This window comes from Pseudomonas sp. B14-6, from assembly GCF_013260315.1.
Lineage (GTDB): Bacteria > Pseudomonadota > Gammaproteobacteria > Pseudomonadales > Pseudomonadaceae > Aquipseudomonas > Aquipseudomonas mandelii.
The window spans coordinates 5011121-5029587 of the sequence record NZ_CP053929.1 but is presented as its reverse complement, the minus strand read 5'-3'; the positions used below and the strand labels follow the sequence as shown (position 1 = coordinate 5029587).

General features: G+C 62.0%; 19 protein-coding genes and 1 pseudogene. 19 read left to right on the top strand and 1 reads right to left on the bottom strand.

Annotated elements, in window-relative coordinates; translation table 11 throughout:
- Nucleotides 1–81 precede the first annotated feature (81 nt).
- Nucleotides 82–852 carry a ParA family protein gene (locus HP062_RS23030; RefSeq protein ID WP_010464357.1) on the bottom strand — a complete coding sequence of 257 codons (771 nt, stop codon included), beginning with the start codon at nucleotides 850–852 and terminating at the stop codon, nucleotides 82–84.
- Nucleotides 853–1208: 356 nt separating this feature from the next.
- Here HP062_RS23030 and HP062_RS23025 point away from each other — a divergent pair, with 356 nt between their 5' ends.
- The 19 genes and pseudogenes from HP062_RS23025 (at nucleotide 1209) to HP062_RS22935 (ending at nucleotide 18451) form a co-directional block, all read left to right on the top strand.
- Nucleotides 1209–1934: a beta-ketoacyl synthase chain length factor gene (locus HP062_RS23025; protein ID WP_172792071.1), complete on the top strand. Its 726-nt coding sequence runs from the start codon at nucleotides 1209–1211 to the stop codon at nucleotides 1932–1934.
- Nucleotides 1910–2718, top strand: a pseudogene (locus tag HP062_RS23020) (lysophospholipid acyltransferase family protein). The gene HP062_RS23025 and the pseudogene HP062_RS23020 overlap by 25 nt, the downstream one beginning before the upstream one ends.
- Nucleotides 2699–2959 (top strand): phosphopantetheine-binding protein, encoded by a 261-nt coding sequence (locus tag HP062_RS23015; RefSeq protein WP_008149626.1) that lies wholly within the window; start codon nucleotides 2699–2701, stop codon nucleotides 2957–2959. The pseudogene HP062_RS23020 and the gene HP062_RS23015 overlap by 20 nt, the downstream one beginning before the upstream one ends.
- A 9-nt stretch (nucleotides 2960–2968) precedes the next feature.
- On the top strand, nucleotides 2969–3223 hold the full coding sequence (locus HP062_RS23010; protein WP_007992314.1) for an acyl carrier protein: 255 nt from the start codon (nucleotides 2969–2971) through the stop codon (nucleotides 3221–3223).
- The gene (locus tag HP062_RS23005) at nucleotides 3220–3765 is read left to right on the top strand and encodes a hypothetical protein (protein WP_083375213.1); all 546 of its coding nucleotides are present in this window, start codon (nucleotides 3220–3222) and stop codon (nucleotides 3763–3765) included. The genes HP062_RS23010 and HP062_RS23005 overlap by 4 nt, the downstream gene beginning before the upstream one ends.
- A complete protein-coding gene (locus HP062_RS23000) occupies nucleotides 3762–5444 on the top strand; it encodes an acyl-CoA synthetase family protein (protein WP_172792070.1) in 1683 nt (560 codons plus the stop codon). Before HP062_RS23005 ends, HP062_RS23000 begins: the two co-directional genes overlap by 4 nt.
- Complete coding sequence (locus HP062_RS22995) at nucleotides 5437–6171, top strand: glycosyltransferase family 2 protein (protein ID WP_172792603.1); 735 nt, start codon at nucleotides 5437–5439, stop codon at nucleotides 6169–6171. The genes HP062_RS23000 and HP062_RS22995 overlap by 8 nt, the downstream gene beginning before the upstream one ends.
- A complete protein-coding gene (locus HP062_RS22990; RefSeq protein WP_010464379.1) occupies nucleotides 6168–7115 on the top strand; it encodes a glycosyl transferase in 948 nt (315 codons plus the stop codon). Before HP062_RS22995 ends, HP062_RS22990 begins: the two co-directional genes overlap by 4 nt.
- The gene (hutH, locus tag HP062_RS22985) at nucleotides 7096–8640 is read left to right on the top strand and encodes a histidine ammonia-lyase (RefSeq protein WP_172792069.1); all 1545 of its coding nucleotides are present in this window, start codon (nucleotides 7096–7098) and stop codon (nucleotides 8638–8640) included. Before HP062_RS22990 ends, hutH begins: the two co-directional genes overlap by 20 nt.
- Nucleotides 8633–9058 (top strand): thioesterase family protein, encoded by a 426-nt coding sequence (locus tag HP062_RS22980; RefSeq protein ID WP_010464383.1) that lies wholly within the window; start codon nucleotides 8633–8635, stop codon nucleotides 9056–9058. The genes hutH and HP062_RS22980 overlap by 8 nt, the downstream gene beginning before the upstream one ends.
- The gene (locus HP062_RS22975; RefSeq protein WP_077747624.1) at nucleotides 9055–9657 is read left to right on the top strand and encodes an outer membrane lipoprotein carrier protein LolA; all 603 of its coding nucleotides are present in this window, start codon (nucleotides 9055–9057) and stop codon (nucleotides 9655–9657) included. The genes HP062_RS22980 and HP062_RS22975 overlap by 4 nt, the downstream gene beginning before the upstream one ends.
- The gene (locus HP062_RS22970; protein ID WP_172792068.1) at nucleotides 9641–11980 is read left to right on the top strand and encodes an MMPL family transporter; all 2340 of its coding nucleotides are present in this window, start codon (nucleotides 9641–9643) and stop codon (nucleotides 11978–11980) included. Before HP062_RS22975 ends, HP062_RS22970 begins: the two co-directional genes overlap by 17 nt.
- Complete coding sequence (locus tag HP062_RS22965; protein WP_083375217.1) at nucleotides 11977–13137, top strand: sodium:proton antiporter; 1161 nt, start codon at nucleotides 11977–11979, stop codon at nucleotides 13135–13137. The genes HP062_RS22970 and HP062_RS22965 overlap by 4 nt, the downstream gene beginning before the upstream one ends.
- Nucleotides 13124–14371, top strand: a complete 1248-nt coding sequence (locus HP062_RS22960; protein ID WP_083375218.1) for an NAD(P)/FAD-dependent oxidoreductase — start codon at nucleotides 13124–13126, stop codon at nucleotides 14369–14371. Before HP062_RS22965 ends, HP062_RS22960 begins: the two co-directional genes overlap by 14 nt.
- Nucleotides 14368–14850: a hypothetical protein gene (locus tag HP062_RS22955; RefSeq protein ID WP_172792067.1), complete on the top strand. Its 483-nt coding sequence runs from the start codon at nucleotides 14368–14370 to the stop codon at nucleotides 14848–14850. Before HP062_RS22960 ends, HP062_RS22955 begins: the two co-directional genes overlap by 4 nt.
- A complete protein-coding gene (locus HP062_RS22950; protein ID WP_083375220.1) occupies nucleotides 14847–16043 on the top strand; it encodes a beta-ketoacyl-[acyl-carrier-protein] synthase family protein in 1197 nt (398 codons plus the stop codon). Before HP062_RS22955 ends, HP062_RS22950 begins: the two co-directional genes overlap by 4 nt.
- On the top strand, nucleotides 16040–16504 hold the full coding sequence (locus HP062_RS22945) for a hotdog family protein (protein WP_083375221.1): 465 nt from the start codon (nucleotides 16040–16042) through the stop codon (nucleotides 16502–16504). The genes HP062_RS22950 and HP062_RS22945 overlap by 4 nt, the downstream gene beginning before the upstream one ends.
- Nucleotides 16497–17225, top strand: coding sequence for a 3-ketoacyl-ACP reductase FabG2 (gene fabG / locus HP062_RS22940; RefSeq protein ID WP_145309907.1), 729 nt, complete (start codon nucleotides 16497–16499; stop codon nucleotides 17223–17225). The genes HP062_RS22945 and fabG overlap by 8 nt, the downstream gene beginning before the upstream one ends.
- Nucleotides 17225–18451, top strand: coding sequence for a beta-ketoacyl-ACP synthase (locus HP062_RS22935; protein ID WP_172792066.1), 1227 nt, complete (start codon nucleotides 17225–17227; stop codon nucleotides 18449–18451). Before fabG ends, HP062_RS22935 begins: the two co-directional genes overlap by 1 nt.
- Nucleotides 18452–18467 lie beyond the last annotated feature (16 nt).

Sequence of the window (18467 nt, the reverse complement as noted above, 5' to 3'; positions counted from 1 at the left end):
CGCGAAGAGGGCATAACATTCAAAACTACAGTTGACTGCCAGATCGTCTTCGCGGGCAAGCCTCGCTCCTACAGGGGACTGTCAGGCATTTTCGAGCAGGTTGTGCAGCTCGACGAATTGCTGCGTCAACTTGTGCCGTGGGTCGAGGTGGATCAGCGGCGTATTGGCCTGGTGGGATTCGCGCATGCGCACCGAGCTGGTCAGGTACACCGGCAGCACCGGCAATCCTTCGGCGATCAGCTCGTCGAGAATTTGCTGCGGCAGGCTGGCACGGGCCTGGAACTGATTGACCACGATGCCTTCAACCTCCAGGCCTTCGTTGTGGTCGTCCTTCAACTCTTCGATTTCCGCCAGCAGACCGTACAGCGCCTGGCGCGAGAAGCTGTCGCAATCGAAGGGGATCAGCACCCGGTCAGCGGCAATCAATGCCGATACCGCATAGAAGTTCAGCGCAGGCGGGGTGTCAAGGTAGATGCGGTCGTAATCTTCCCCCAGTTCCTCAAGCAGTTTGCGCAGCTTGTTGATCTTGTGTTTGGCCTCAAGTTTGGGCTGCAGGTCAGCCAACTCGGCGGTCGCGGTAATGACATGGAGGTTTTCGAACGGCGTTTCGTAGATGTCGACCTTGTTTTTCTTCGAGAACGGTCCAGAGGACAGGGTCTGCTTGAAGAAGTCGGCGATGCCCATCGGGATGTCATCACCGGTAAGGCCTGTCAGGTACTGAGTGGAGTTGGCCTGGGCATCGAGATCCACCAACAGGGTGCGATAACCCTCGCTGGCACTGACCGCCGCCAGATTGCAGGCAATGCTGGATTTGCCCACGCCACCTTTCTGATTGAACACCACGCGCCGCATGTCAAAAACCTCCGTGTATCAAAGAATGACCGAGTGTAGTAGGCCACGACACTGCTTAGCTACCTCGCTGGCATGGGGACTACACAGTCAGCGGCAATCTCTTAATAAAAAAGCCGCCAACCCCGCCACTGATTACCGACAGAGCTGACAGACATGATCACCCCGATGTGGATAATGGCCAAACGACAGCTTTTTCACGGACCAACCAGTACGTTTCACTGAGCAAAATGTAACCATCATTTGCTACACGCCCGTCGCAACGGGATAATGCGCGCCACTCGGCGCTAAGCGCCACGTATGGCCGTTCGCTTTTTTTTGCGATTCGCCGTGTCAAGAAAGCCCGCAGGGCGGGATGAATGGCTGTGATCAATTTCAACATCGCCCAATGGCGCGCGTGGGCCCCTGGGCTCGAAAGCGTGGACGATTGGCAGGTCTGGAGCCGACAACCGGTCGTGCTTCAGAGCAGCGATGCCGCCCCCGACGTGTCTTTTCTGCCCGCCATGCAGCGCCGACGGCTCAGTCGCCTGGCGCGGATGGCGTTCAGCGTCGGCTGGCCCCTGGCCGATGGTCGCCAAGACCTACCGCTGGTCTTTATTTCCCGTCATGGCGAAACACCCCGTACCTTCGAGATCCTGAGTGATCTGGCAGCCGGGCAACCCTTGTCGCCAACTCAATTCAGCTTGTCGGTGCACAACGCGGTCATTGGCCTGTGGTCGATCATGCGCGGTGAAACCAGCGAGATGACCGCCCTTGCCGCCGAGGGTGACGGCCTTGAAAACGGCATGCTAGAGGCCGCGGCGCTACTTTCCGAAGGCGCGCCTGCCGTGCTGCTGATCGTCACTGAAGAAATACCGCCCGAAGCCTACTCGGCCTGGATCGACGACGTGCCGTTCCCCTATGCAGTTGGCCTGTTGCTGACACCGGGTACCGACTGGCAGCTGTCCCTGAACAGCACTTCAGATACGTTGTCCAACGCCCACTGGCCCCATGCCCTGAATCTCTTGCGTACCCTGCTCGGCCAGCAGACTACCTGCCAACATGCCTGGAAAAATCGTGTATGGACCTGGCAACGCAACCTGTAAGCGAAAAAAACCGCGACGCCTATTACTGGCGTCTGCTGGCCACTGCCGCAAGCTTCACCCTGTTCGGGTTGGGCGGGCTGTGCCTGCGGCTGGTGGTGTTCCCGTTGCTGGGCTGCCTGCCCGGCGATGCGCAGACCCATCGGTTACGGGCACGGCAAACCGTCAGTCGCTGCTTTTGGTTTTTCGTCCGGTTCATGGCCCGTACCGGGGTACTGACTTACGACATCCAGGGCGCGGAAAAACTCGGTCGCCCGGGCCAGATGATCATGGCCAATCACCCGTCGCTGATCGACGTGGTATTTCTGATCGGCCTGGTGCGTCACGCCAACTGCGTGGTCAAAAACAGCCTCTGGGAGAACCCGTTCACCCGCGGCCCGCTACGCCGTACCGACTACATCAGCAACGACGGCAGCATGGACATGCTCGACGCCGCGGCTGACGCACTGAAAAGCGGTCAGACGCTGATCATCTTTCCCGAAGGCACGCGCACCCAGCCGGGCGAACCGCCAGCCTTTCATCGGGGGGCGCGGCAATCGCCCTGCGCGGTGCGAGAATCCTGACCCCGGTGATTATTAAGGTCAGTCCGACCACATTGACCAAGGCCGAACCCTGGTATCGCATCCCGAAACGTCGCGTGCACTTCAGTTTCCGTGTCGGGGCCGATATAGACCCACAAGCCTTTGCTTCATGTGGCCCTGCACCTCAGGCTTCGCGCAAGCTCAACGATTATTTGCACTCTTACTTTATTAAGGAGCTCGCCGAAGATGAGCGATCTACACCGTGAAATCAAAGAACTGATCATCGACGCCCTGGGCCTTGAAGACATCAGCGCACAAGACATCGGCGATGACCAGACGCTGTTCGGCGAAGGCCTGGGCCTGGATTCGGTAGACGCCCTGGAACTCGGCCTGGCCATCCAGAAAAAGTACGGCATCAAAATCGACGCCGACGCCAAGGACACCCGCAATCATTTCAGCAACGTGGCGAGCCTTGCGGCGTTCGTCACCGCAAAACAGGCAGCTTGAGACCGGACCATGCAAACTCGTGATGACATTTTCAACACCCTGCGCGATGCCTTGGTAGAACTCTTCGAGCTGGACCCTGAGCGCGTGAGCCTCGAATCCAACCTGTATCAGGATCTGGAAATCGACAGCATCGACGCCGTCGACCTGATTGATCACATCAAGCGTCAGACCGGCAAGAAAATCGCCGCCGAAGAATTCAAATCGGTGCGCACCGTCAGTGACGTGGTCGAGGCGGTCTACCGTCTGGTTCAACCGGCCGCATGAGTCGACTGATCGGCCTTGGCCTGCTGCTGGCGGGCCTGTTGTACCCCTTTGCGGTGTATTTCGGCATGGAACACTTTGCTCCGTGGCAGTTCGGTCTGCTGCTGGGCAGCCTGTGGCTGGCGCGGGCACTGCTGGGTCCCCGTCGCCCCGGCAGCCTGTGGATGGCGCTCACTGCGATCGGCTTTTGCCTGTTGCTGGCGCTGTTCGACAGCCCGTTGTTGCTGCGTTGGTATCCGGTGCTGATCAGCGCTTTCATGCTGGGGCTGTTTGGCCTGAGCCTGAAAATCGGGCCGCCGATGGTTGAGCGCCTGGCGCGCCTGCGTGAGCCGCACTTGCCGGCCAAGGCGATTGTTTACACCCGCCAGGTGACCGTCGTCTGGTGTGTGTTTTTCCTCTGTAACGGTTTGCTTGCCGCCGCCCTGACCCTGTGGGCGCCGCTGAGTTGGTGGATGTTGTACACCGGCCTGATTTCCTATGGATTGATGGGCCTGCTGTTTGCCATTGAATGGCTCATACGACAACGGGTACGAGGCCACCCATGAATTGGATATCACTTGAGCAGCTGTTGCTCAAGGCACAGCCGGAGCGTGCCGTTACGGCAGAACCGGCGTTGAATCACGCACAGCTGTGCGAACAGGCGCTAAGCCTGGCGGCCGGCCTGCAATCCCAAGGCGTGCAGCGCATCGCCGTGCACCTTGAAGATGCTGCTGACCTGGCGATTGCCCTGCTCGGCGCCTGGCGTGCCGGGGTCAGTGTGCTGCTGCCTGCCGACCTGCAACCGCAGACTCGCCAACGCTGGTCGAGCGAAGTCGATCTGTGGCTGACCGACCTGGCCGATGACGCGCACCTCACCGACTATCGGCAACCGCCCCTGCCCCACGCCGCACTGGATCTGGACGCCTGTCGCCTGAGCCTGTGCACGTCCGGTTCCAGCGGCGAACCCAAGCGCATCGACAAGACCCTGCGCCAGATAGCCAATGAAGTGCAGGCGCTGGAGCAGCTCTGGGGTGCCGATCTGGACCAGGCGTGCATCATCGGCAGCGTCGCCGCCCAACACATCTACGGCCTGCTGTTTCGGGTGCTGTGGCCGCTGTGTGCCGGGCGCTCGTTTGTGCGCAAGCAACTGGCCTTCCCGGAAGACTTGCAGCGAGCCAGTCGCGAACACATGGCGTTTGCCTGGGTCGCCAGCCCGGCGCTGCTCAAGCGCATGGGCGACAACCTCGACTGGCCGGCCTTGAGCGCGGTTCGCAGGGTGTTTTCCTCGGGTGGAGCGCTACCGGCCGAGGCTGCGCAAAGCCTCTACGAACGCTTGCAGCAATGGCCGACGGAAATCCTTGGCAGCTCGGAAACCGGTGGCATCGCCTGGCGTCAGGGTCACGATCTCTGGCAGCCGTTTGCTGAAGTCGAACTGAGTCAGGACAGCGAGGGCGCGCTGCTGATCGCCTCTCCCTACTTGCCCGTCGGCCATATTGAACACACCGCTGATGCCGCCAGAATCGCTGCCAACGGCCGATTCGAACTGCTCGGACGGCTGGACCGGATCGTCAAACTGGAAGAAAAACGTATCTCGCTGCCGATGCTGGAAAAGGCGTTGATGGAGCATGACTGGGTCGCAGAAGCACGCCTCGGCGTGGTCCGGGAAAACCGCGCCTCGCTGGGCGCGCTGCTGGTGCTGACCGACGCCGGCCTGCATGCCTTGCGCAATCAGGGCCGACGCACCGTCACGCAAGAACTGCGTCAGCACCTGAGCCAGCACTGCGAAGCCCTGGCCCTGCCACGACGCTGGCGGTTACTGCGGCAATTGCCCCTGAACGCTCAAGGCAAACTGCCTCAAGCCGACGTCGAAGCCTTGCTGTTGACCCCCCGCCCGAAAGCGCCGGAAGTGTTGGAACAGGTCGAGGTCGATGGCGAATGGAGCCTGCAACTGGCCGTTCCGCCGGACCTCGCCTACTTCAGCGGACACTTCCCGCAAACGCCGGTATTGCCCGGTGTGGTGCAGGTGGATTGGGCGCTGAGCCTCGGCCAGCAATTGATGGACCTGCCGGCTAAATTCGCTGGCATGGAAGTGCTGAAGTTCCAGCAACTGGTGCGCCCCGGCGATGAAGTCCAACTGCACCTGCGCTTCGATCCGGAACGCGGCAAATTGTATTTCGCCTACCGCAATGAAACCGCAACCTGCTCCAGTGGGCGGATTCTGCTGGAGGTTGCAGGTGATGTTTAACCCTTGCGCAATCATCCCGGTCTACAACCACGAAACCGCGATCACCACGGTGGTCGACGCGCTGATCGCCAGTGGCCTGCCGTGCATTCTGGTGGACGATGCCAGCGATCCATCCTGCGCCAGGGTGCTCGACCAACTGGCGCAGCGTGAAATGGTCAACCTGATCCGCCTCGCCGCCAATCAAGGCAAGGGCGGCGCGGTCATGACCGGCCTGCGCGAAGCCTCGCGCCTGGGTTTCAGCCATGCCTTGCAGGTGGACGCCGACGGCCAGCACGACCTGCAGGATGTCACGACCTTCATCGCACAATCGCGCGCTCATCCCGACGCGGTGATCTGCGGCTATCCGCAATACGACGCCAGCGTGCCGAAGGGCCGTCTGTACGCCCGCTACCTGACCCACGTCATGGTCTGGATCAACACGCTTTCCTTGCAGATCCGCGATTCCATGTGCGGTTTCCGCGTCTACCCATTGCCGCCGACCCTGGCAGTGATCGACTCGGCGAAGATCGGCAAGCGCATGGATTTCGACTCGGACATCCTCGTGCGCCTGGCCTGGCGCAATCAGCCGATGCAGTGGCTGCCGACCAAGGTCCATTACCCGCTGGACGGTGTCTCGCATTTCCGTATGTTCCACGACAATGTGCTGATTTCGAGCATGCACACCCGGCTGTTCTTCGGCATGCTGCTGAGGGCCCCGGTGATCCTCTGGCGACGGTGGCGAGCATGAGCAGTAACGCAGACAAACAGCACTGGGCCGACCGCCAGGAGCGCGGCAGCTTCTGGCTGATGAAATTCACCGCGCTCTGCGCCAAAGTGCTGGGCCGACGGCTGCTGAGTCCGTTGCTGTACGGCATCGTCCTGTACTTTTTCCTGTTCGGTCGCAGTGCCCGCCGCAGTGCCTGGCAATACCAGCAACGCCTCGCGGACTGGAGCGCACGCCCGCAATTGCGACCGACCCACTGGCGAGTGTTCAGCCAGTTCATGGCCTTCGCCGATTCGATGCTCGACAAACTCGACGTATGGAACGGCAAGTTGAGCATCGATCACATCGAAATCGTCGACCCGGCGCTGCTGCGCAGTCAGCTGCGTGGCACTCGCGGGCAGATGCTGGTGGGCGCGCACCTGGGCAATCTCGAAGTCTGCCGCGCACTCGCGGAGATCGGCGAGAAGGTCACCATGAACGTGCTGGTGCACACCAAGCACGCCGAGCAGTTCAACCGATTACTGGGCGAGGCCGGCGCGACCAATCTGCGGCTGATTCAGGTCAGTGAACTGGACCCGGTGATCATGCTGCAACTGCATGAACGACTGGAGCGTGGCGAGTGGCTGGCGATTGCCGGCGACCGCGTGCCGCTGCATGGCGGGCGCAGCGTGACCGTAGACTTCCTCGGTCATCAGGCTGCATTGCCCCAGGGGCCGTGGCTGCTGGCCGGCTTGCTGAAATGCCCGATCAATTTGCTGATGTGCCTGAAGAAACCGACGGGGCAATATCGCGTGACCCTCGAACCGTTTGCCGAGGCCGTGGTGTGGAAACGCAGCGACCGCGAGCAGGTCATTCATCAGTGGGCTTCCCGCTACGCCGAACGCCTGGGTCACTATTGCCTTGAAGCGCCCCAACAATGGTTCAACTTTTACCCTTTCTGGAAGACCGATGACGACGCCAACGCTTGAGCCGGTAACCTTCGGCGAACTCCCTTTGCGCATCGAAGACGTGCTGGCCGCGGCCAACCGTCAGGTGCCGACGCAGTTGCAAAGCGACCCTGCGTACCTTGAGCGCATCGCCAAGGGCGCGCGATTTCTCGATTCCCTGCTGGACAAGGAAGGCGTGATCTATGGCGTGACCACCGGTTACGGCGACTCGTGCGTGGTCGCGGTGCCGCTGCATCACGTCGAGGCATTGCCCCGTCATCTGTACACCTTCCACGGCTGCGGACTGGGCAAACTGCTCGACGCCCAGGCCACTCGGGCCTTATTGGCGGCGCGTTTGCAGTCGTTGTGCCACGGCGTGTCCGGGGTGCGCGTGGAACTGCTGGAGCGTCTTCAGGCCTTCCTCGAACACGACATCCTGCCGCTGATCCCGGAAGAAGGGTCGGTGGGCGCCAGCGGTGATCTGACGCCGCTGTCCTACGTCGCCGCAACCTTGTCCGGCGAGCGCGAAGTAATGTTCCGGGGCGAGCGCCGACAAGCCGCCGACGTCCATCGCGAACTGGGCTGGACACCGCTGGTGCTGCGCCCGAAAGAAGCGTTGGCGCTGATGAACGGCACCGCCGTGATGACCGGCCTCGCCTGCCTGGCCTACGCCCGCGCCGATTACCTGCTGCAACTGGCGACCCGTATCACCGCGCTGAACGTGGTCGCGCTGCAAGGCAATCCCGAGCACTTCGACGAGCGCCTGTTCGCCGCCAAACCGCATCCGGGGCAGATGCAAGTCGCCGCGTGGTTGCGCAAGGATCTGGCAATCGATGCGCCGACCGCACCGCTGCACCGCCTGCAGGACCGCTATTCACTGCGCTGCGCGCCGCATGTCCTCGGCGTCCTGGCCGACAGCCTGAACTGGCTGCGTTCGTTCATCGAGATCGAACTCAACAGCGCCAACGACAACCCGATCATCGACGCTGAAGCCGAACGCGTGCTGCACGGCGGGCACTTCTACGGCGGCCATATTGCGTTCGCCATGGACAGCCTGAAAAACCTGGTGGCCAACGTGGCCGATCTGCTGGACCGGCAACTCGCCCTGCTGGTGGACGAGCGTTACAACCATGGCTTGCCAAGCAACCTTTCCGGCGCCACGGCTGACCGCGCGATGCTCAATCACGGCTTCAAGGCCGTGCAGATCGGCACCAGCGCCTGGACCGCCGAAGCGCTGAAAAACACCATGCCGGCCAGCGTCTTCTCGCGCTCCACCGAGTGCCACAACCAGGACAAGGTGAGCATGGGCACCATCGCCGCCCGCGATGCGATCCGTGTGTTGGAGCTGACCGAACAGGTCGCCGCCGCCACCTTGCTCGCCGCCAACCAGGGTGTTTGGCTGCGCAGCAAAGCCGAGGACGCGCGCCCGTTACCGCCAGCCCTGGCGGCCATGCACGAAGAGCTGGCCAAAGACTTCCCGCCGGTCATCGAAGATCGCGCGCTGGAAGGCGAATTGCGCCTGTGCCTGAAACGTATCGCCGAGCAACACTGGAGGCTGCATGCGTAGCAAGGGAGTGCTTCACACCGATACGGAAATCCTCGTGCCGTTCTTTGACGTCGACACCATGAACGTGGTCTGGCACGGCCATTACGTCAAATACCTGGAAGTCGCCCGTTGTGCGCTGCTGGACAAGATCGGTCACAACTACACCGCCATGGTCGAGTCGGGTTATGCCTGGCCGGTGATCGACCTGCAATTGCGCTATGTGCGCGGCGCCGTGTTCGGTCAAAAGCTGAACGTGCGGGCCAATCTGGTGGAGTGGGAGAACCGTCTGAAGATCAATTACCTGATCAGCGATGTGAAAACCGGTGAGCGTTTGACCCGCGCCAGTTCCGTACAGGTCGCTGTCGACATGAGCAGCCGCGAGATGCAGCTGGCCTCACCGAAGATCTTCACCGATGCCGTAGAAAGGATGCTCGCATGACCCCGTTTTTCAAATACCTCGGTGCGTTGGCGTTGCTCGGGCTGTCATCGATGGCTCATGCCTTCGATTTGCAGCAGTTGAGCGATCAACTGGCCAAGCCTGATGTGATCCACGGCCATTTCATCCAGGAAAAACACCTGCGCGCATTGCCCCAGCCGCTGACCAGCAAGGGCACTTTTATCCTCGCTAAAAACCACGGATTGCTCTGGTTGTTGAAAACCCCGCTGCAACAGGATTACCGCATCACCAACAAAGGCATTGCCCGCCGCGACGCCAGCGGCTGGCAAATGCTCCCGGGCAAGAGCGCCGGCGCCGAGCAGAACCGCTTGTTCCTCGCCGTGTTGCAAGGTGACAGCAGCGGTCTGCAACGGGACTTCGAACTGTCTCTGAGCGGCGACGCACAGAACTGGAAACTGACGCTGATCCCGCGCTCAATGCTGCTCAAGCAGGTGTTCAATCAGATCAACATCACCGGCAGCGAATTGGTGCACAGCATCGAGCTGCTGGAAACCCAGGGCGACAGCACCCTTTTGCGCATGCAGGACAGCACCAGCACCCAACCGTTGAGCGACGCGGAGCAACATGACTTTGCCGAGTGAACGCAGACTACCGTGGCTGTTTCTGATCCTGCTGTTGGCGGTGCTCGCGCTCGCCGGTTGGCAATGGCGCGACGGTGCACCGCTGTCGGCCAACCTGATGGAACTGGTGCCGGGCACGGCGCCGGACGCGCTGGAACTGCGCGCCGAACAACGCATACAAGAACCGTTGAACCGGGAAATGCTGGTGCTGGTAGGCCATAAAGATCGCCAGCGAGCCATTGCCATGGCGCAGAAACTCGGCGAGCAGTGGCAGGCCAGCGGTTTGTTCGAGAAGGTTCAGTGGAACCTGCAAGCCGACTTGCCGGCGCTGCGCACGCAATTGCTGCAAGGCCGGCTGTCGATGCTTTCGGCGATGGATCGGCAGCAGTTGATCGAACACCCCGACGCCTTTATCCAGCAGCGGGTGCAAGCGCTGTTCGACCCGTTCACCGGTTTCAGCCTGGTGCCGAGCCAGGATGACTGGCTGGGCCTGACCGGGCGCATCCAGAACAGCCAACCCCAACACGGCGCCGTGCAACTGGACATCGGCAGCGGAGCGCTGGTCGCCGATGCCGACGGCAAGAGCTGGGTGTTGCTGCGGGCAAAAACCACCGGCAATGCCTTCGACATGAGCCTGCCGCTGCAAGTGGCTGACCTGCTTGAACGCAGCCGAAAAGAAGCCGCCCAGGCCGACGTGCAACTGCTCGCTGCCAGCGGCCTGCTGTACGCGGCCAACGGTCAGCAACAAGCCACCCGCGAAATGACATGGGTCGGCGGCGGTGCCACCGTGGGCATTTTGTTGCTGCTGTTGCTGGCCTTCCGGCGCTGGCGTGTCTTGCTCGCTTTCGTTCCCGTGCTGGTGGGCATGCTGTTTGGTGCGGTGGCGTGCGTGGCGCTATTCGGTCACATGCATGTGATGACGCTGGTACTGGGCTCGAGCCTGATCGGCGTGGCTGTCGATTACCCGCTGCATTACCTGTCGAAAAGCTGGAGCCTGAAACCCTGGAACAGCTGGCCGGCGTTACGCCTGACCCTGCCGGGCCTGACGCTGAGCCTGATCACCAGTTGCATCGGCTACCTGGCCCTGGCCTGGACGCCTTTCCCGGCCCTGACCCAGATTGCCGTGTTCTCCGCCGCCGGCCTGCTCGGTGCCTACTTGTCGGCCGTGTGCCTGCTGCCAGCGTTGCTCAAGGGCGTGAACCTGCGACCGGCGCATTGGCCGCTGCGTATCTGCGAGTGTTTGCTGAACCTGCGCGAAGCGCTGCTCAAACACGTCAGTACGCCCGTGTTATTGGCACTGCTGATTGCCTTCTGCGTCGGCGGCCTGTTGCAACTGGAGAGCAAAAACGATATCCGCCAGTGGATCGGCGCACCGCAGCAATTGACCGACGAAGCCCAGGCCATTGCGCGCATCACCGGCTATCAGCCGACCAGCCAGTTCTTCCTGGTGCGCGCGGCCAATCAACAGGAACTGCTCGAACGCCAGACTGCACTGAGCGAGCGCCTGGATCAGTTGGTCAACCTGGAAAAACTCCAGGGTTACCTGTCGCTAAATCAACTGGTCAGCCAGCCGAGCGAGCAGCGCAAAGTGCGCGAAGCGTTGAGCAAGTTGCCGCAGTTCTGGCAACCCTTGCTCGACCTCGGCGTGCCGGCAGAAGCGCTGCAAGCGGAGCTTGCAACGTTGCTGGCGCTGCCCGCCGAAGACATCGACGCCTCGCTGGTCGGTCCGCTGGCGGAACCTTATCGCACCCTGTGGCTGGGGCCGACCGATGAGGGCGTGGCGGCGATGGTCAGCCTGCAAGGCCTGAATAATCCTTCGCTGTTGCGCATTCAGGCGCTGGACTTGCCGGGGGTCGAACTGGTCGACCGTCTCGGTGAACTGAACAGCGTTTTCGCCGCGACACAGATCAGCGCGGCGCAGCTGAAACTCGCCTCCTGCGTGTTGATCGTGCTGGTGCTGATCCTGCCGTTTGGCTTCGGTGGTGCGTTGCGCATCGTCTCACTGCCCTTGCTGGCCGCGCTGTGCAGCCTGGCCAGCCTCGGCTGGATGGGCCAACCCCTGACCCTGTTCAGCCTGTTCGGCCTGTTACTGGTGACGGCGATCAGCGTCGATTACGCAATCCTCATGCGCGAACAGGTCGGCGGCGCCGCCGTGAGCCTGCTGGGCACCTTGCTGGCAGCGGTGACCACATGGCTGTCATTCGGTTTGCTGGCCGTGTCCAGCACACCGGCGGTGAGCAACTTCGGCCTGTCCGTGAGCCTCGGGCTGGCGTTCAGTTTCATCCTTGCGCCCTGGGCCGGACGCCAAGTGCATGCCGCCGCCGTCGTGGAGCCAGCCGCATGATGATCGCCCTGTTTTGGCTGATGGCCCTGACGATGTTCGCCGTGGCCACCCGTGTGGGTCGTCACTTCGGCCTGATCCCGATCGTCAGTCAGTTGCTGCTGGCGACCTTCGGTCTACCGCTGCTGATGTACTTCTGGATCGAGCCGGGCTGGCAACTCAGCGGCGCCGAGCTGATCTCGCCGGTATGGCTGAAAAACCTCTACAGCCTCGGTTTTGCCTTGTTGCTGGGAAACATCCTCAGCGATGTGATCGACCTGCGACTCGATCGCCAGAGCCTGAAGATCGCCCTGCCGAGTTTTTGCATTCCATTTGTCTGCGGTCTGGCGACTGCGGTCTGGTTGTTACCCGCACAGCCGTGGATCAGTTCATTGGCAGTGGGCCTGGTGTTCGCCATCACCGCGATCCCGGTGTTGTACCTCTACCTGCGACACATCAATTACCCGCCCGCCGCAACCCGGCGGCTGGTGCAAACCGCGATCCTCATCGACCTGGCATGCTGGACCCTGTTCGGCTTCGCCCAAGGCAGTCTGCACCTGAGCAGTCTGCTGCTGCCGCTGGCCGGCGCCTGCCTTCCGGTGCTTCTGCATTTGCTGGGTTTGCGCCAACCGCTACTGCACAGCGGCTGCTTTTTTGCGCTGCTGGTGGTCGCCGAACACTTCAAGCTCAATGCTCTGATTTTCGGCATCGGTTATCTGCTGTGCATGGCCGCGCTGAAAATGCCGCTGGTGTTGCCGTTGCCGGCGATCTGGATGAACCGTTTGCAAACCTGGATCGCCATCCCGCTGATCCTCACCTTCGGTATCGTGCAGATCAATGTCCACGCCGCCATGGCCAGTCTCGGCTGGGTGCAGTTGGCGGCGCTGCTGCTGTTGCCGATTGCCAGCAAACTGCTGGGCAACTGGCTCGGCCTCGGCTGGGCCGGCGCGTCATTTGAAGGCGCCAGTCGCTGGCGCGAAAGCCTGCTGCTCAATATTCGCGGTTTGAGCGAGATCGTCTTTCTCAACCTGCTGCTGCAACAACAGCTCATCAGCCCGGCGTTGTACTTCGCGCTGATGGTGATGGGCCTGATCGCCACACTGCTGCCGGCACTTGCCGGCATGCACCAAACCCCTTTGAATATCGCCGCCCCGGCAAGGAGCCCCCGTGCCAACAGTTGAAATGGAACGTCGCCAGGTTGTTGTCATTGGCGCGGGTCCTTCGGGCGCCATTGCCGCCGCGCTGCTCAAGCGCAAAGGCCACGATGTGCTGATGATTGAACGCCAGCATTTTCCACGGTTTTCCATCGGTGAAAGCCTGTTGTCGCACTGCCTGGATTTCGTCGAAGAAGCCGGCATGCTCGACGCCGTGAACGCCGCCGGGTTCCAGATGAAAAACGGCGCCGCGTTCGCCTGGGGCGAGCACTACAGCGCCTTTGATTTCGGCGACACGTTCAGCAACGGCAAGCCGACCACCTTCCAGGTCCAGCGCGCCGATTTCGACAAACTGCTGGCCGATCAGGCCGCGCTGCAAGGCGTCGACGTTCGTTATGGCGAAGCCATCGTCAGTGCCGATTTCGACCTGCCCATGCCGCAGCTCGATGTGCTTCGTGAGGATGGCAGCCAGTACCGCGTCGAAGCTGATTTTGTGCTGGATGCCAGCGGCTACGGCCGCGTGTTGCCACGCCTGCTGGACCTTGAAGCACCGTCGAATTTCCCGGTGCGCCAGGCGGTGTTCACCCACATCGAAGACCATATCGACAGCCCGACCTTCGAGCGGGAAAAGATCCTTATCACCACCCATCCGATCCATCGCGACATCTGGTTCTGGACCATTCCGTTCAGCAACGGTCGCTGCTCGGTGGGCGTGGTCGCGGCCGCCGAGCACTTCGAAGGCCGCATGGAGAACCTGGACGAGTGCCTGCGCGGCTTCATCGCTGAAACTCCAAGCCTGGCCTGTGTCCTGGAAAACGCGGTCTGGGACACGCCAGCCCGCACCATCGGCGGCTACTCGGCCAACGTCAAAACCTTGCACGGTCCGGGCTTTGCGTTGCTCGGCAACGCGGCAGAATTCCTCGATCCGGTGTTCTCCTCCGGCGTGACCATCGCCATGCGCTCGGCCAGCATGGCCGCCGGCGTGTTGCATCGCCAGCTGCAAGGTGAAAGCGTCGACTGGCAGACCGAGTTCGCCGCACCGCTCAAGCGCGGCGTCGACACGTTCCGCTGCTACGTCGAAGGCTGGTACGCCGGGACTTTCCAGGATGTGATTTATCATCCAGGCAGCTCAGCGGATATCCGCCGTATGATCAGCGCAATCCTCGCCGGTTATGCCTGGGACGAGCGTAATCCGTTCGTCAGCGAACCCAAACGTCGGCTGCGCGTGCTGTCGGAACTTTGCGCTAGAGATGCCACATGATCCGTTACCTGCTTCTGGGTTGCCTCCTGCTGCTGAGCGCTTGCGCCAGCCAGGCGCCGCTGCCCGGGCAAACCGAAAACCTGCCGCTGCCGCAGCAACTGCACATTCAGCGCTTGCTGGCTGATCAGCGTCAGGACTGGGTGTTAGTAATTGCGCGCGAAGGCCCCGGCATTCGCTGGTCGATGATGGATTTGTTGGGCATTCCGCAGGCACGCCAGAAACTGATCGATGGCCAGTGGCAAGCTGACGGCCTGCTGCCGCCGAATCCGGAAGCCCGGGAATTGTTCGCAGCGTTACTGTTCGCGTTGACCCCGCAAGACGAATTGCAGGCCAACTACCCCGAAGCCTGGCAACACGGCTCCCAACGTTCCCTGCCCACTCGCTGGGACGTGCGTTACTCGCCACCACTGAGATTTGAGTTGATCCTGCCTAAAGGTCCGAAGTACTTGGTAACGCCCTTGAGCGGGGAGACGCCATGACCGCTTACCTGAATGCTCTCGGGGTGATCTGCGCCCTGGGTCGCGACAAACAGGAAGTCGCCCGCAACCTGTTTGCTGGCGATTGCTCCGGCATGCGCAGCGAATCCGGCTGGGTGCCGGAGCGGTCGTTGCCAGTGGCGGCGGTGCGTGGTGAGCTGGCGCCGATCCCGCCGGAACTGGCCGAGCAAAGCAGCCGCAACAACCAACTGCTGCTGGAAGCCGCGCTGCAAATTCGCGATGACATTGATCAAGTGATCCAGACTTACGGCCGCGATCGAATCGGCGTGATCCTCGGCACCAGCACTTCCGGCATCGATGAAGCCAGCCGTGGCCTGGCCCATTACATTCGTGAACATGAATTCCCTGCCGACTACGATTATCAGCAGCAGGAACTCGGCGCGCCGGCCAACTTCCTCGCCGACTGGCTGCAATTGAGCGGCCCGGCGTATGTGATCTCCACGGCTTGCACCTCCAGCGCCCGGGCGCTGATGAGTGCCCAGCGGCTGCTCGATCTGGGTGTGTGCGATGCCGTACTGTGCGGCGGCGTCGACAGTTTGTGCAAACTGACCCTCAACGGCTTTTCGGCCCTGGAAGCGGTGTCCGAGCAGCGCTGCAATCCGTTTTCGGCCAACCGCAACGGCATCAATATCGGCGAAGCCGCCGTGCTGTTTCTGATGAGCAAAAAAGCCGGCGCGAGCCAACCGATTGCCCTGCTCGGCAGCGGCGCCAGTTCCGATGCGCACCATATCTCGGCGCCGGAGCCGACCGGCCGGGGCGCCCTGCAAGCGATGAGCAAAGCCCTGAACCGCGCGAAGGTGCAGCCCGAGCAAATCGGCTACCTGAACCTGCACGGCACCGCGACCCAACACAACGACGCGATGGAAAGCCTGGCGGTCTCGGCCCTGTTCCCGCACGGCGTGCCCTGCTCCTCCACCAAGCCGATGACCGGACACACGCTCGGCGCGGCCGGCGCCCTGGAAGCGGCGTTCTGCTGGTTGAGCCTGAGCACGAACAATCGGGAAAACCTCCTGCCGCCCCACGTGTGGGACGGTCAGCCCGACCCCGACTTGCCGGCCTTGCAGTGGGTGACCCCGGACCATCGCCTGACGTCCATTGCTCCTCGCTACCTGATGAGCAATTCCTTTGCCTTCGGTGGCAACAACGTCAGCCTGATTATCGGAGATGCCCCATGATTGACTGGCCGCTCGCCGAGCTGCTGCCGCACGCTGGCGACATGATCCTCATCGAGCAGATCCTGGCGTTCGATGACGAGCAGATTCACACCCGCCTCACCGTCAAGCCCGGGGGCCTGTTCAATCGTCCCGACGGCAGCCTGCCGGCGTGGGTCGGTATAGAACTGATGGCCCAGAGTGTTGCCGCCTACGCCGGTTGCCATGCGCGCCAGCGCGGTGATGCGGTGGTGCTGGGGTTTCTGCTCGGCACCCGGAAATTCGAATGCAACGTGGAGCACTTCCCCGCGGGCACCGAACTGACCATCCATGGACTGCGCTCGCTGGAAGACGACAACGGCATGGGCGTGTTCGAATGCCACATCAACGCCCCCGGCATTCACGCCACCGCCCGCCTGAACGTGTTCCGCCCGCCTCAGGCCGCTCAATACCTTCATGAATCCCAAGGAGCCAGCCATGACTGAATCCGTATTGGTCACCGGTTCCAGCCGCGGCATCGGCCGTGCCATTGCGTTGCGTCTGGCCCAGGCCGGGCACGACATCGTGCTGCATTGCCGCAGCGGCCTGGCCGACGCCATCGCCGTCCAGGGCGAAATCCAGGCGCTGGGACGCAATGCTCGCGTTTTGCAGTTCGACGTCTCAGATCGCGCCAGCTGCAAAGCCATCCTCGAAGCCGACGTGGAAGCTCATGGCGCCTATTACGGCGTAGTGCTGAACGCCGGCCTGACGCGTGACGGTGCTTTTCCGGCGCTGAGCGAGGATGATTGGGATGTGGTGATGCGCACCAACCTCGACGGTTTCTACAACGTGCTGCACCCGGTGATGATGCCGATGATTCGGCGTCGCGCGGCCGGACGGATTGTCTGCATCACCTCGGTTTCCGGGTTGATCGGTAACCGTGGCCAGGTCAACTACAGCGCCTCCAAGGCCGGTTTGATCGGCGCGGCGAAAGCGTTGGCGATCGAACTGGGCAAGCGCAAAATCACCGTCAACTGTGTCGCACCCGGCCTGATCGACACGGCCATGCTTGACGAAAACGTGCCGGTGGAAGAACTGATGAAAATGATCCCCGCACAACGCATGGGCACTCCGCAAGAAGTGGCCAGCGCGGTGAATTTCCTGATGTCGGCGGAAGCGTCGTACATCACCCGGCAGGTTCTGGCCGTCAACGGAGGCCTGTGCTGATGAAGCGCGTCGTCGTCACCGGCATGGCCGGCATCACTTCACTGGGCAGCGACTGGGAGACCATCGCTGGCAACTTCGCGGCCAACCGCAGCGGCATACGCCGGATGGACGAGTGGGATCGGTTCACCGAACTCAACACGCGCCTGGCCGGGCCTATCGACGACTTCAAAGTCCCGAGCCACTGGACCCGCAAGCAGCTGCGCAGCATGGGCCGAGTCTCGCGCCTGGCGGTCGACGCGTCGGAGCAGGCGCTGGCCGATGCCGGACTGTTGGGTAACCCGATCATCAAGGATGGCCGCATGGGCGTCGCCTGCGGCTCCTCCACCGGCAGCACCGACGAGATCAAGGCGTTCGGCAATATGCTGCTCAACTCGGTGGCGGAGGGCCTTAATGCCAACTCCTACGTGCGGATGATGCCGCACACCACTGCGGCGAACATCAGCATCTTCTTCGGCCTCACCGGCCGGCTGATCCCGACGTCCAGCGCCTGCACCAGCGGCAGCCAGGGCATCGGCTACGCCTACGAGTCGATCAAATTCGGGCGCCTGCCGCTGATGCTCGCCGGCGGTGCTGAAGAACTGTGCCCCACCGAAGCCATGGTCTTCGACGCGCTCTACGCCACCAGCCTGAAAAACGACGCCCCGCAAACCAGCCCACGTCCGTATGACAAAGACCGCGATGGCCTGGTGATCGGTGAGGGCGGCGGCATGCTGGTGCTCGAAGAGCTTGAACATGCGTTGGCACGCGGCGCGCACATCCATGCCGAACTCGTCGGTTTCGGCAGCAACGCCGACGGCCAGCACACCACCCGCCCAGAGCAAGTCACCATGCGCCGGGCCATGGAACTGGCGCTGGAAGACGCCGGGCTGCAACCGTCAGACATCGGCTACGTAAACGGCCACGGCACGGCGACAGAGCAGGGCGACATTGCCGAAACACTGGCCACCAGCGCGTTGTTCGGCGAGCACATGCCGATCAGTTCGCAGAAGAGCTTCCTCGGGCACACCTTGGGCGCCTGCGGTGCGCTGGAATCCTGGTTCAGCATCGAAATGATGAACCGCGACCTGTACGTGCACACGTTCAACCTCGACGAGGTCGATCCGCACTGCGGCAAGCTCGACTACCTGCGCGGCGAGTTCCGCCAGATGAGTAATGAGTACGTGATGAACAACAATTTTGCGTTTGGTGGCGTCAACACTTCGCTGATTTTCCGTCGCTGGCACTGATCTGAAAAAACGTCTG